General features: G+C 43.7%; 13 protein-coding genes. 10 read left to right on the top strand and 3 right to left on the bottom strand.

Going from position 1 to position 13,668, the window contains the following annotated elements; all coding sequences use genetic code 11:
* The first annotated feature begins 68 nt into the window (after positions 1-68).
* The 5 genes from CRO25_RS14595 to CRO25_RS14575 all read left to right on the top strand — a co-directional run bounded on the left by CRO25_RS14595 (position 69) and on the right by CRO25_RS14575 (position 5,867).
* Positions 69-935 carry a carbohydrate ABC transporter permease gene (locus CRO25_RS14595; RefSeq protein WP_063567357.1) on the top strand — a complete coding sequence of 289 codons (867 nt, stop codon included), beginning with the start codon at positions 69-71 and terminating at the stop codon, positions 933-935.
* Between the two features lie 19 nt (positions 936-954).
* Complete coding sequence (locus CRO25_RS14590; RefSeq protein WP_063567342.1) at positions 955-1,782, top strand: carbohydrate ABC transporter permease; 828 nt, start codon at positions 955-957, stop codon at positions 1,780-1,782.
* Between the two features lie 129 nt (positions 1,783-1,911).
* A complete protein-coding gene (gntK, locus tag CRO25_RS14585; protein WP_079695490.1) occupies positions 1,912-3,462 on the top strand; it encodes a gluconokinase in 1,551 nt (516 codons plus the stop codon).
* Positions 3,463-4,270: 808 nt separating this feature from the next.
* The gene (locus CRO25_RS14580) at positions 4,271-4,996 is read left to right on the top strand and encodes a hypothetical protein (protein WP_079695489.1); all 726 of its coding nucleotides are present in this window, start codon (positions 4,271-4,273) and stop codon (positions 4,994-4,996) included.
* A gap of 70 nt (positions 4,997-5,066) precedes the next feature.
* Positions 5,067-5,867 carry a phosphotransferase family protein gene (locus CRO25_RS14575; protein WP_079695488.1) on the top strand — a complete coding sequence of 267 codons (801 nt, stop codon included), beginning with the start codon at positions 5,067-5,069 and terminating at the stop codon, positions 5,865-5,867.
* Between the two features lie 531 nt (positions 5,868-6,398).
* Here CRO25_RS14575 and CRO25_RS14570 read toward each other — a convergent pair.
* Positions 6,399-6,773, bottom strand: a complete 375-nt coding sequence (locus tag CRO25_RS14570; RefSeq protein WP_079695487.1) for a polyketide cyclase — start codon at positions 6,771-6,773, stop codon at positions 6,399-6,401.
* Positions 6,774-6,934: 161 nt separating this feature from the next.
* Here CRO25_RS14570 and CRO25_RS14565 point away from each other — a divergent pair, with 161 nt between their 5' ends.
* Positions 6,935-7,252, top strand: coding sequence for a helix-turn-helix transcriptional regulator (locus tag CRO25_RS14565; protein WP_064642038.1), 318 nt, complete (start codon positions 6,935-6,937; stop codon positions 7,250-7,252).
* A gap of 63 nt (positions 7,253-7,315) precedes the next feature.
* Positions 7,316-8,131 carry a hypothetical protein gene (locus tag CRO25_RS14560; protein ID WP_072733737.1) on the top strand — a complete coding sequence of 272 codons (816 nt, stop codon included), beginning with the start codon at positions 7,316-7,318 and terminating at the stop codon, positions 8,129-8,131.
* A gap of 248 nt (positions 8,132-8,379) precedes the next feature.
* Here CRO25_RS14560 and CRO25_RS14555 read toward each other — a convergent pair whose 3' ends face one another.
* Positions 8,380-10,704 (bottom strand): ABC transporter permease, encoded by a 2,325-nt coding sequence (locus CRO25_RS14555; RefSeq protein WP_079695486.1) that lies wholly within the window; start codon positions 10,702-10,704, stop codon positions 8,380-8,382.
* Positions 10,704-11,408, bottom strand: coding sequence for an ABC transporter ATP-binding protein (locus tag CRO25_RS14550; protein ID WP_072733739.1), 705 nt, complete (start codon positions 11,406-11,408; stop codon positions 10,704-10,706). Before CRO25_RS14550 ends, CRO25_RS14555 begins: the two co-directional genes overlap by 1 nt.
* Before the next feature lie 270 nt (positions 11,409-11,678).
* Here CRO25_RS14550 and CRO25_RS14545 point away from each other — a divergent pair, with 270 nt between their 5' ends.
* The 3 genes from CRO25_RS14545 to CRO25_RS14535 are packed head-to-tail and all read left to right on the top strand — an operon-like array spanning position 11,679 to position 13,603.
* Positions 11,679-12,047: a GntR family transcriptional regulator gene (locus tag CRO25_RS14545; protein ID WP_256336443.1), complete on the top strand. Its 369-nt coding sequence runs from the start codon at positions 11,679-11,681 to the stop codon at positions 12,045-12,047.
* 7 nt (positions 12,048-12,054) lie between these two features.
* Positions 12,055-12,924, top strand: a complete 870-nt coding sequence (locus CRO25_RS14540; RefSeq protein ID WP_072733741.1) for an ATP-binding cassette domain-containing protein — start codon at positions 12,055-12,057, stop codon at positions 12,922-12,924.
* A 1-nt stretch (position 12,925) separates the two neighbouring features.
* A complete protein-coding gene (locus tag CRO25_RS14535) occupies positions 12,926-13,603 on the top strand; it encodes a hypothetical protein (protein ID WP_079695485.1) in 678 nt (225 codons plus the stop codon).
* The last annotated feature ends 65 nt before the right edge of the window (positions 13,604-13,668 follow it).

Here is a 13,668-nt window from a genome sequence, read left to right as displayed (position 1 = left end):
CTCGCCTCACTCCGGATCCCGGAAAGGTAAGTCCGGATTTGGATCGGCAGAAATCACTCTTGTCCCGGATGTGGGAACAACGTGCACTCTATGTGGCGATCTCCCCGTTTTACATTCTGTTTGCCGTGTTTGGACTGTTTCCGATCGGTTTTTCCTTATATCTGGCCTTCCACAAATGGGATGGCATTGGTGTGATGACCTATAACGGACTAAACAACTTTAAATATATGCTGACCGATGCAGAATTCTGGCAAGCGGTGGGCAATACGTTCATGATCTGGATATACGCGACCATCCCGATGTTGTTCTTTGCCCTGATCATTGCGTTTCTGCTGCATGCACCGTTTGTGAAGTTCCGTACGCTGTTTCGCGTGGGATATTTCCTGCCGAACGTGACGTCCATCGTGGCCGTCGCCATTATCTTCGGTGCCCTATTTGCCAACAACTACGGATTTCTTAACTATCTGCTCCAGTCCGTAGGACTTCCAGTGGTGGAGTGGCTGAACGCGCCATGGGGCATCAAAGTGGCAATCTCCTCCATGGTGGTCTGGCGCTGGACAGGATACAACGCAGTCATCTATCTGGCCGGACTTCAGAGCATCCCGCAGACATTGTACGAGGCAGCCAAGATTGACGGCGCATCCGGGATACAGTCCTTTTTCCGAATTACGATTCCGATGCTGCGTCCCGTCATTCTGTTCACTGTGATCACATCGACGATCGGCGGCATGCAGCTATTCACCGAGCCACAAATTCTCGTGGGTAACGATGGCGGCGCAGGCGCAGCCGGAATGACCATTGTATTGTACCTTTACCGAGAATCGTTCATTAATAACTACTTCGGCTACGGTGCTGCGGTTGGTTGGGGTATGTTCCTCATTATCGCCCTGTTCTCGATTGTGAACTGGAAGCTCGTTCAAGGCAAGTCATCCTGAAGTGAAGGGGGGAGCGCTCATGACGTCCAAATCTCTCAAATCGCTGGTGTTGTATACCGGTCTTATCGGGGGCATGCTCATTTCCATGTTCCCGTTCTATTGGCTGATTGTAATGTCCACCCGGACGACGTCCGACATTTATAAGTTCCCACCTCAGCTCTGGTTTGGGAGCGAGCTATGGAATAATGTTAGTCGAGTACTACAGCAGATCGACTTCTGGGGCGCATTCATGAATACGTTGTTTGTATCGGGCTTGGTGACGGTACTGGTGCTGTTTTTTGACTCACTGGCAGGGTTTGCGTTTGCGAAGTTTGAATTTCCGGGTAAAAAATGGCTCTTCGTCCTGCTGCTCGCCACCATGATGGTGCCTTCCCAGCTGTCGCTGGTCCCTTCCTTCGTGCTCATGGCGACGTTCGGATGGGTTGGTTCCTTCAAAGCCCTCATTATTCCGGGCATGGTGAACGCCTTCGGCATCTTCTGGATTCGCCAATATGCCACGGAGTCCATACCGAATGACCTGCTGGATGCCGGACGAATTGACGGCTGTAACTTTTTTCGGCTCTATTGGAACGTGGCGTTGCCCATTCTGCGGCCTGCGTTTGCTTTCCTCGGTGCGTTCACGTTTATTGGCGTATGGAATGATTATCTCTGGCCCCTGATCGTCTTGACGGATGCACGAAAGTATACGCTGCAGATTGCGTTGTCTCAATTAAACGGACTGTACAATACGGATTACGCGATGGTTATCGCGGGTACATTGCTGGCTGTTATTCCGCTGATCGTGATGTTCCTGTTCATCAGCCGCCAGTTTATCTCCGATATTGCCGCAGGAGCTGTAAAGGATTAGGGAGCGCGCATTTTGATCCATCCCTCAAGTCTGATATTCTTATCTATAGATAAATACCAGATGCCATATAAGTTGGATGAATAGACAGCATTCATTTCACTTATATATTCAAGAAAGAGGGATGACAAAATGGCTTCTTCACCCTATATGATCGGCGTAGATATCGGCACCACCTCCACCAAGGCCGTCCTGTTTGAAGAGAACGGAACCATCGTGGCTCAAGGCGGTGCCGATTACCCGCTGTATACCCCTACTCCTGCGATTGCAGAGCAGGATGCAGAAGATATTTTCAAAGCCGTAGTAGAATCAGTTAAACAAGCGACCTCCAAAGCGGGCATCAAACCGGATGAAATCCTGTTTGTATCTTTCAGTTCAGCCATGCACAGCATTCTGCCTATTGATGAACACGGCAAACCGCTGATGCGGGCGATGACTTGGGCAGACAATCGCAGTGCCGAGTGGACGGAAGCACTCAAAACCGAAATGAACGGTCACGAAATCTATTTGAGAACCGGTACGCCGATTCATCCGATGTCACCTCTGACCAAAATCATGTGGCTAACCAGAGATCAACCTGAGCTGTTCAAACAGACGCACAAATCTATTTCAATGAAAGAATACGTATTTTATAAATTGTTCTCCGAGTATGTGATTGACCATTCCATGGCCTCTGCCACGGGGATGATGAATCTCGAAAAGCTCGACTGGGACGAGGAAGCTCTCCATGTCGCAGGCATCACTCCGGATCACCTGTCCCGCCTCGTGCCGACGACACATGTACTTAAGAAAGGCTTGAATCCTGAGTATGCCAAGGAGATGGGCATTGCGGTCACCACACCGTTTGTCATCGGGGCAAGTGATGGCGTGCTCTCCAATCTGGGCGTGAACGCCATTGATCCAGGCGTCGTGGCCGTGACCATTGGTACCAGTGGAGCGATTCGTACAGTCGTAGATAAACCGGTGACCGATCCAAAAGGACGTTTCTTCTGTTATGCGCTCACGGAGGATGCCTGGGTCATTGGCGGACCGGTGAACAATGGCGGTGTTATTTTCCGCTGGATTCGGGACGAGTTTGCGGCTTCCGAGGTCGAGACGGCGAAAAGACTTGGAATTGATCCATATGAAGTGCTCACTCGTGTTGCGGAAAATGTACCTCCGGGTTCGGAAGGTCTCTTGTTCCATCCGTACATGACAGGTGAGCGGGCTCCGCTCTGGAATCCGAACGCACGTGGCTCGTTTTTCGGCCTGACGCTGCATCATAAGAAAGAACATATGATTCGCGCTGCGCTCGAAGGTGTATTGTTCAACCTGTACACGGTCATGCTCGCGATTGAAGAAAAGATCGGTCGTCCGAAAAAAATCCAGGCGACAGGCGGCTTCGCCCGCTCGGAGTTATGGCGACAGATGATGGCGGATATCTTCGATCAGGATGTCATCATCCCCGAAAGTATCGAAAGCTCCTGTCTCGGCGCTGCTGTACTGGGCTTGTACGCCCTTGGCCGCATCGATTCCCTGAGTGCCGTCTCCGGCATGATCGGATCGACACATCGGCACCAGCCGGACCCGGACAGTGTCCGTGTCTATCGCGAACTCCTGCCAATCTTCATCCGCATCTCCCGCAAATTCGAAGAAGAGTATGCGGATATTGCGGCTTTTCAGAATAAGACGATGCAAGAGTAGAGAAGGCATGGGGGGGCCAAACGTTGAACATGGAATAGCTAACGAATCATAGACGTCTTATATGAGGTATATAGCATGTTTTCAAAATCTAACAAACCCGAGCCGTCTTATATCCAATTTTAGCGGTAAAAAACCGCCCCAAAATGAGCATTGCCGAAAAATAACATCTCTGCGATTCGTTAGAATCTGACTTATGCCGATTTTAGTCCAATAGCGCGTCTCAGGTTCTTTAGACACGGTTGAGAATGTTGATATACAGCCAATCCATACATGTGGAGAGTGTAGCGATGTTGGTTCGAATGAGAAGTTAATGTGGGAATACCCTCTCTTCATTGAGAGGGTATTTTTTGTCTTCTAAATCGAGCGTAAGTTAGATGCTATGGACACTCGGGGGTGGTTTACAGCTAAATGCATGTCTCTATTCTCAATGTTGGGCAGTACACATCTCGCAGCAGCCCGACGAAAAGTTTTAACGATACGAAAGGTGGAATACCAACATATGGTACAATAGGTTTGGGTATTTGTTCTGATGAAAGCTGTTTTTTTGGGGGGAGACAAAGCATACTAAAAGTAAATTGTTTATGTAATACGAGATGTTGCTTTAACAAACGGTATTCATATCATTACATTGGACAATGCTGCTTCTCATCAGGAGACTGCACTGTCTTAAACCATTCTTTCGATTTTGAAAACAAGGTTGTAGAAAGTAAAAAAAACTCTTTTTGAAGTGACGGAAAACCAATACTATAGTAGGGTAACTGCATTGTGTATGTTGACATAAGCTAAACTAAAGGGTGGCGAATATTCAATGAAGGTTAAAATTCTAAACATTTTATTATCAATTTCTATAGTCAGTATTGTGTTGGTTTATGGATTAACTAAATATGATTTGGTTGAACAGGGAAGTGCAACTAATAGCTTAGATTCAATAGAATTACCAGCAAGTGAAGAGGTCAAAGAAGAAGAGAATACATATGGTTCAAATGCAGCAAACGGAATGGTTGACGTGAAATCGGAAACAGAATCATCTGATACCGAATATATCTATTATTTAACAGAGGATAAAATCATTCAGGCGATTGATGAAGGGAAAAAAGATATGTCGTATTTTGGTGAGGATTTTAAATTACCCTTATTAACATCGACCAGCAATGATAGTACGTTTGAATACATGGATATTTTTATCGCCACACCGTACAGATTCGTGGCAATTTATTCAAGTAATCAATATGTGAAGTACGATAAGACGGCATCTATTGATGATGTTGCGAGCTTTATCAACTATGATTTTATTTCATTTTCTGCTTATCTGATGAGTGGAACGGCTAATATGCTAGACACCGAATTGATACAGGACGGAACAGTAATCGAATCATATAAGACTGATAATAATGTGAACGGAGATATGAAGATTATCTATTTTTCCGTAGATGCTATAGATTTCCGGGAACCCGCTATTCTGAAGATATTTGAAAAAGGCAATCCTGCAAACTACTCTGAATACCAGATTTCTTTTGAGGATTATGTTAAATAGAGCTTTTGTGAATTTATGTATCCCGATAATACAATTATGCGAATGGATAATCTTCGGGGGAGGTGAAAAGTTGGAACCGATTTCTAAAGAAGAAATTCCTAACGAGGTAATTAAGGAGTTAGGTGCAATAAGCAATATCAACTTCCCACGGCAGGGACATACCTCTGATGTTGGGATTATTGATTCTGAAAATGGACTTTTCGTCTTAAAGAGAACTAGGGGAGAACAATATTCAGAATGGCTGAGAAAAGAATCATCCATTTTGGAGTGTTTGTCTCAAACACATCTTCGTGTTCCAAAAGTATATCAATTTATTCAGCACCAAGATGATAATGAAGGTATCCAGTCTTGGTTGCTAATGGAGTATTTACAAGGGGAAACTATACGCAAAATTTTGACGCATGAAAATGATCCAGACACGAGGTATAACATTCTTTTCGACTTTGGAAGAAGGTTACGAGAACTTCACTCAACGCCTTGTCCTGATGAACTTAAGAGCGGTGAAAAATGGCTCGACATTATGCTCAAACAAGCTGAATATAATTTAGAGCACTATAAGGTTGATGGAACAACGGCATTACTTGAAAAATTAAAAAATAAGAAGCCCACTGATTTTGAGCAAACGCTAATTCATGGTGATTGTACAATTGATAATTTCTTGGTCTATGAGGGTAGAATTTCAGGAATCATTGATTGGAGCGGCGGAGCCTACGGAGACCCTCGTTATGATCTATCTTTAGCTATAAGACCAAAGCCAAATATTTTTCAATCAAGTAAAGACCATAATGCCTTCTTCGATGGTTATGGAAGAAAGATAATTACCGATGAAGAGTACGAGTATTTCGAAGATGGTCTCTATGAATTCTTCTGATGTAGTGAGTCGCAAATACTGCCACATCAAGTTTGTCTATTATACGCAACCCACATGTCGTAAGCTGGAACAGCTCCAAAATACGAATCGTCGTATGCGATCATTCATGAAGGCCATCCCCATATCTTCAACTAGAGGGATGGCCTTTTCATACAGAGAATTCGTTTGAATAACACATATCACATTGCTCCAAGCTTACTCATCGACTCGCTTCGCGTTGAGAATAACCTGGATTACTTATTTCAATAAAACAGAGTTTATTTCCCAATCATACTCGAATCGGTTAAAGAGATTTATATTCTCCGTGGTGCTACGCTCAATAATCGCCTCTACCTCTGATTCACTCATTCCCAATTTGAATGGTCCGATGCCTACCAACCCTATGTTCTAACCCTAACCTAAGAGGTTGATTGAGCATACGGACATAACAAAACCCCACAGAATAAAAACTGTGGAGTTAACGTTTGCTATCTTCTTATTAATTCAGATCTCTGGCTCCTTATTCATAAAACTGAAATCTCTAGATTTTAATTAATGGTTATACTTGTTGAATGCATCCTTATCTGCCTGCACATTTTCCAAATACACAATCTGTCCCGCCTCATTCACACGAGCGATATCGATGCCTGTTTTGGCATACACCGTTCCGTCCGCAGCTTGTCCGCATACCGCCCAGTTCGTTTGATAGCTACCGTCCGGCTGAAGCTTCCATTGGTCCCACATGTGTTTCACATCGCTATTGTATTCATAGAAAGCCTTCATAAAACCATCAAATCCCGTTCTGCTGGTGCCGTTCAACACAATCTCGGCATCCGGTGTAAACAGGGACAACAGATCTTGCATCGCGCGTTCGTCTGTACGGGAAGCGTCAAATAAACGGAAATAGTTGTTTAACAAGGTAGTCATGGGTATTCCTCCTGAGGTTGATAAGCTGATTTGGATTTCAGTTCGAAAAATTTCAAACTAATCTAGAAGAAATGTACCACACTTTATGTCCATAGAACAACCCTCAGTTCGAAAAAAATCAAACATTGAAAGAGATTGTCGAATATGCTACCGTCATAGATATGAAAACTCCAATGATACCTATGGCTTCGGAATTGAATCTGACCACGGTCTGCAACGCACTCGGTGATCCGGTACGGATGAAAATTGCACACTGTCTGGCCAGCTCTGGCGAGAAAAACTGTTCCGCCTTCGAAGTAGACCATATTTCCAAATCAACGTTGTCTCATCACATCAAAATCTTGCGTGAAGCAGGCCTTATCCGGCCTCGCATTGAAGGCAAACAGCACTTTTATTCTCTACGAAAGGACGATTTGAACTCCCGTTTTCCCGGTCTTGTTGAACTGATTCTGAATACAACCGAGGAATATGTACATTAAGGAAAACGAAGCTTGAATCTTGCGATACATCATCTTATGGATTGTATACAGGAGGTTGATTTCTTGGATAAAAAAGCGGCAAAAATTCTGCTGGGCACCTTCTGGGGAAGCGGCGGCTGGAAAACAATATCTGCTCCCTTCTCGGGGGATGACTTTGAATATGCCAAAAGCAGAGGTGTTATGTTCGATCCACTGACCATTACCCATGATGAGATCGTCGCACGTTTGCATGAGATTCATCAGGACAACTCCATCAAGCGACGGGTAGTATCAGCATTTTTACACAGTTTATCTACCAAAAAAGGTTATCTGCGCAGCGCCCTTTCCAGCTGGGCTTTAACATCGCAACTGCCTTTGCATACCTACGAGGAACGCCGTGCACTGCATGCCAACACCAGCTCCTGCGGGGATTGCAACTTCCTGCGCCTGCAATCGGACAAGACGTACACGGACGTCGATCTGAATGTATTGAACTTTGAACGGGTAAAGTGGGGCGGGGTTCGCCATAATAACCTGTTATACTGCCTGATGGATCTGGATCTACTGCTGGCTAGCAAGGAAGCCATTTATGAAGTGACTGACGCAGACATCGCTATACTTGTGAGCATGCTTGAAGCAGCGCAAACCTGCGAACCCCATGAGAGTGCACGCGGGTTGGAGAAACGCTGGAAAGGCTTGTTTCCTTCGAGCAAACAGGAACGCGACGCGATCCTCGAAATCTGGGGTGCATCCGGTCTGCTTGTTCCGCAGGATACGCCACGAAAAAGCAGAGGTGGGTACAGCGACTTCCACTTTGCCGCAACCTGGCAGGGCGATGATGGGTACAGCGCAGATGCGGCGATTTCCCTCTTTGGTTCCTATCTGCCCCAGAAACTCTAAGCCCTTAAACAGCCCAGCTCTAGATCTGTTTAAGCCGGTTATATGAATAACAAACAAATACTTAGGTCTATATAGTAAAAAACACTACAGCTTGGAGGCTCGTAGTGTTTCATCAAAAATTGACCATTAATTTTCCGATAGGCATCAAGAATCAAGACATATTTGAAGGACGACTTACTATGTGTGGAATCAATTCACACTTGTCGTTTTTTATATTATTGGCAATAATCCACTCTTTACCGCCCGATTTATTCTAAACTTTTTAACGATTCAATCATATTAATTCGGGAGACCTTTCTCTGAAGCATCAAGTTAGAGAGCCCGGTAAGTAAAAATGCAATAATGATTGATATCAGCATAACAAAAATATTTATTTGATCTGGGATTTGTTGATGGGTACTCGACAGCGCCTCAATAATAATGGAATACATATATACACTGATTGGCAGTGCTATAATGACCGCAAAAGTGGTGAGTATCATGTTCTCAGAGAAGATAAGCCGATTTATTTTATTTTTTTGATAACCCAATACTTTAAGAGTAGCCAGCTCGCGATTTCTTTCATAAATGTTGATGGAGGATATGGTGTAGATGGCACCAAACGAAAGAATGACAGCACTAATGATAAACATGATAAAGATAAAACTATTCTGCTTCATAATAAATTGTGCGGATTTTTTCAAATCATCCTTGTCCGCGATTGTATCTACCAGATTGTCTTGTTCGAAGAACTGTCGTACGTTAGTAAGGTCTGTGGCATTGCTAGCTTTCACTAGAATTGTGGTTGGGTTGTAGTCGATCCCAAAACTCTCCAGATACGCTATCGAGCAAAAGAAAGACGGATTGGAATACTGATTAGATATTTGTGCAACCTTCATATCGACCGTTTTATTCGCAAACGAAGGATCAGTGAATCGAATTCGGATCGTATCCCCTATCGCAACCTTATAGTGATCCGCATATGATTTTGGTACCAGCACACCACTGTCCATAAGTGTTATCGGATTATCTTTCCCGTCGAAAAATTGGATAAGTGCGTTGTCCTTCTGCGTAACGGTTAGAGTGGCATTCTCATGATCAGCGCCCTTGGCGAATTCCACAGGAAAGGTCGATTGATAATAACTGCTTTCAATCCCAGTGGGTAATTCCACCTTTTCTAGCTCTGCCCCACTCGTGTATTCAACCTTCAGATCGTAGGTATTCACCTCTTCGATCTGGTCGGCGACCCTTTGTAAGGACGTTTGTGTCCCGAACGCAGTGATCAACAACACTGTGCTCACAACAACGCCAACGGAACTTGCTATCGCCTTTTGCTTATTAAGAAAGATGTTTCTCAAAATGAGTTTATTGCTATAGGGAATACGTCCCCAAATTTTCGGAAGCTGTTCAATGAGCAGTTTTTTCATCTTCTTCGGCGGTTTAGGCCTCATCGCCTGTGCTGCATGTTCTCGAAGGATACCTATGCCGCTCAAGTAACATGCCAGCATGCCGAATGCACTCGAGAACAGGATAGGCATAATGATCGAGAAGGGGGATAAGGAGAAGGTTATGCTCGGCAACGAGTAAGATCTAGCATTCGACGCCTCAATCATTGGAACAAATATGATTGCCGAAACGATACAACCAAGAATGGAACCTGTGATTCCGACAAATACCGGGAAACCCATGTAATGTAGCATGATGCTGCTGTTCTTCACGCCTAACGCCTTCATAATTCCTACTTGGTTCCTTTGCGAATCGATAATCCTTGACATGGTGAGGAAGAAAATGATCGCTTCGATGATAAAGAGAACCAGCGGAATAACCTTGCTCATCAATTTATTGTTATAGACTGTTTGTTGAAGCTGCGAGTAATTGAATGTTCGCTCTTTACTTATTTGACTTACATAAGAAAGTTGTTGAGACTGCGCTTCAACATTTTGGCCTAATCGGTCTATATCGTACCCTTCTTCAGCGTCAATTAAAACCTCATTATAATAAAGGTTACCTGCGATTCGAGGAATTCCCGCTTCAGCCACATATGCAAATCCCGAAGTTTTATGGTCCTGAGTTTCGTTCTTTTTGGCATATTCCACATTTTCGCCCAAGCCGCTAATGGTGAATGGCACTTCCTGGTCATTGACGCTTAACTTCATTTGATCCCCGACTCTGTACTGGTGCTCCTTGGCGTAATGGGAATCAAGCAAGATTTGATCCTGGCGAGACGGAATGTTGCCCTCAATTATAGTAGGCGTATTAATGCTATTGATTTCGGGGATGGAGTGGATCTTTAAAGTTGCTTTAGTATCACCAAATGATTGCGTCGCATCAAAGGTATACCGTCCCTCCACCTTCTTTATCCCTTCAATTCCACTCAACTTCGACATATCCTGCTTGGATACTTGGTCGTAGTAAACGTTTAAGTCACTTAAATTATGAGTTTGAAAGTAATTCTTTGAATAAGAGCTAAGGTTATCACTTAACGTTACCAGCCCCGTGTAGAAAAAAGCGCCTATGGTGATAACCAATACAAAGGCCAGAAATTGACCGATCGATTGCTTGATATCCCTTATCAATTTTTTGAATAATTTCATCACCACTCAATCCCTTCAACGCTTTGTTTATGCTCATTGACCGTTACGCTTTCGATTTTTCCGCTTTTCACCCGAATGATTTTATCCGCCATCGGCACAATCGCGGAGTTATGCGTGACCAGCACAACACATTTTTTCGTTTCCGTATTCAAATCCTGAAGCAGCTTCAAAACCGACTTGCCAGTTACATAATCCAACGCACCAGTCGGCTCATCGCATAGCAATAGCAGAGGGTTCTTTGCAACGGCTCGTGCTATAGCAACTCGCTGCTGCTCTCCTCCGGAGAGCTGGGACGGGAAGTTTTTTATCCGATTCTTCAAACCGACTTTATTTAATATCTCTTTGGCATCCAAATGGTCTTTGCATACTTCAGTGGCGAATTCAACATTTTCTAAAGCATTCAAATTGGGAATTAAGTTATAGAATTGAAAGACAAACCCTACCTTCTCGGCGCGATATCCCGTAAGCTTCTTCTCGTTAAAGCTAGTAATATCCTTATCGCCAACAGTCACTTTACCCGAGGTTGCCGTATCCATGCCACCAAGTATATTTAAAATCGTGCTTTTACCGGCTCCGCTTGCACCGAGAACAACAACGAATTCACCCTCGTTAATGGTAAAGTCAACACCGTTCAGCGCTTTGATCGGCACTTCGCCAATTTTGTATTCTTTCGTTACATTTTTAAATTCAATTAATGTTTTCATAAATTTCTCTCTCCCCATTATTTATTTGACATACTTCTGGAGCGCTCCCTATTGCAAGTGTATTTTTATTTATGTAGGTATGTTAGTGTATGAGTATGTCACTCATGTAGCATACTATAATTCCATCGCAATAAATTGTCAATAACTGGACTCAGTGTAAAAAAAATCATCACTTACCCTTCAGAACGATTGTTTATTGACAAATTTTCGCATATAAGTTATGTTTTCCTGCTAGATGTGTAACAAACTACAATGCTGAGTGGTGAGGTAATGAACGTCACTTTCGACGAAAAGCAGCCAATTTTTCAACAAGTAGCAGATATCATTGAGGACGATATTCTCAACGGAACTTACCGAGAGGATGAGCAAATTCTTTCCGTTGCTCAGTTTTCTCAGCTCTTTCAAATCAATCCAGCGACTGTTGTGAAGGGAATTGGCCTGCTCGTAAATGAAGAAATATTGTATAAAAAAAGAGGGCTTGGCATGTATGTCTCGTCTGATGCCAAACAAAAGATTAAGAATAAGCGAAGAAATCGTTTTTATAAGGAATTGTTGTCCAATCTCATTTGTGAAGCTGACAAACTTGAACTGGCAACCGAGGATATCATTGAGATGATTAAACAATTAAGGAAGGAATGAATTCATTGTGAGCATCTTGGTGAGTTGCGACAAATTAAATAAGAAATATGGTCGAACCTATGCATTACGGGATCTGGATATACAGCTCGAGGAAAACGTTATTTACGGCTTGCTCGGACGAAACGGCGCAGGCAAAACAACCTTGCTAAACATCATAGCAGGTGGACTCTTCGCGAATGATGGCACCATTGAGATAAGAGGTAAAAAGTTGGGTAAAGGAGCCCTACCAGAAGATTGCTGTTTCGTACGGGAGAATAACAAGCTATTTGGAGGAGCTCGATTGATTGAGATTTTGCAGTTCGCTGCAAATTTCTATCCCAATTGGGATTGGACGTTTGCTCATAAGCTTCTTCAAACGTTTGAGCTTGATCCCAACAAAAAAATCAAGCAGCTCTCAAGAGGCACAGAATCACTCGTAGGAAACATCATCGGTCTGTCTAGCCGATCGTCGTTGACATTATTCGACGAACCAGTGCTTGGCCTTGATGTATTGATGCGGGAAAGGTTTTACAAGGAGCTTTTGGAGGATTACGCCAATCATCCCCGTACGATTTTAATTTCTACGCATTTGATTGATGAAATCGCCCCAATCGCAGAGCGAGTCTATATCATTGATGAGGGCTCTCTCCTGCTTCATGACGAGATGAATCGGATACGGATGGCAGCTTATTTGATTCGTGGAAATTCAGATGCCGTAGCTTTGTTCACAAAAGGAAAGCGAGTATTACATACAGAATCTTACGGCCACGGAAAGCTTGCCGCCGTCTACGAAAAATTCAACGATGAGGACAGGCTGCAGGCCCGCAAACTAGACATAACTATTGAAAATTTGACGCTTCAGAAGTTTTTTTCGTATTTGATCGAAGGAGGTCGTTAAATTGGGTGCATTGACCGTTCATTTAAAGGCGACCTATTTGCAAATGAGGATTTATATATGGATGGTCATTATTTTAATCCTCCTTGGCAGGTTGGCGGAATTCATTGTTGGCCTCTTTATAGACAGCAGTCAAAACACAGGAATCGCGGATGGCAACCTGCTGCTACTTATTTTGCTCATTTTCGCAATCGTACTTCCGCTTAGCTATTACAACCGCATCGTACATTTAGGAGCAAGCCGAAAACAATATTTTTTTGGTCTTCAATTCGTTTATGCTGTGTGGGCAGTGGCCATCGCTTTATTTAATTCTTTATGGCCTATGCTTGAAGTGAATCTACTCCACAAAAACACCGTAAACCTTATTGAAGCGTTTCATTGGAACGAATTTGGCGTGGCAGGTTCTTTTCTCTACCAAACTATTTTTTATTTGATGACGATGGCGCTCCTAAGCATGCTAATCTCCGGCTACCACCACCTTGTCGGCTGGCTGCTGTGGGTGCTATTCATTGTGGCGATTCCAACCGGAACAGCGATTCCCGCACTACGCGCTCATGTTGTTTCTTTTTTCGAAGCATTGTTATTCAACGACTCACTAATCAAGGGTGTTGGATTTAATCTTGTGCTTTTCATCGTGTTCGTAGCCGGTGGTTGGTTTTTCACAAAGGGGAGAACATACTAAACTATCTGGGTAGAAGCTTAGGTTACAATAATGACATCGACAGATTTCCTGTTTAGCTCGTATAA

Origin of the sequence: Paenibacillus sp. RU5M, assembly GCF_900221055.1 — a bacterium.
GTDB lineage: Bacteria > Bacillota > Bacilli > Paenibacillales > Paenibacillaceae > Paenibacillus > Paenibacillus marchantiae.
Note: the sequence above shows the minus strand (reverse complement) of the source record. Positions and strands in the feature narration are given on the sequence as shown.

Bases quoted from the DNA above. Each gene is read 5' to 3' on its own strand.
- CRO25_RS14595 (WP_063567357.1), top strand. From the start codon at position 69: ATGTGGGAACAACGTGCACTCTATGTGGCGATCTCCCCGTTTTACATT.
- CRO25_RS14590 (WP_063567342.1), top strand. From the start codon at position 955: ATGACGTCCAAATCTCTCAAATCGCTGGTGTTGTATACCGGTCTTATC.
- gntK (WP_079695490.1), top strand. From the start codon at position 1,912: ATGGCTTCTTCACCCTATATGATCGGCGTAGATATCGGCACCACCTCC.
- CRO25_RS14580 (WP_079695489.1), top strand. From the start codon at position 4,271: ATGAAGGTTAAAATTCTAAACATTTTATTATCAATTTCTATAGTCAGT.
- CRO25_RS14570 (WP_079695487.1), bottom strand. From the start codon at position 6,773: ATGACTACCTTGTTAAACAACTATTTCCGTTTATTTGACGCTTCCCGT.
- CRO25_RS14565 (WP_064642038.1), top strand. From the start codon at position 6,935: ATGAAAACTCCAATGATACCTATGGCTTCGGAATTGAATCTGACCACG.
- CRO25_RS14555 (WP_079695486.1), bottom strand. From the start codon at position 10,704: ATGAAATTATTCAAAAAATTGATAAGGGATATCAAGCAATCGATCGGT.
- CRO25_RS14550 (WP_072733739.1), bottom strand. From the start codon at position 11,408: ATGAAAACATTAATTGAATTTAAAAATGTAACGAAAGAATACAAAATT.
- CRO25_RS14545 (WP_256336443.1), top strand. From the start codon at position 11,679: ATGAACGTCACTTTCGACGAAAAGCAGCCAATTTTTCAACAAGTAGCA.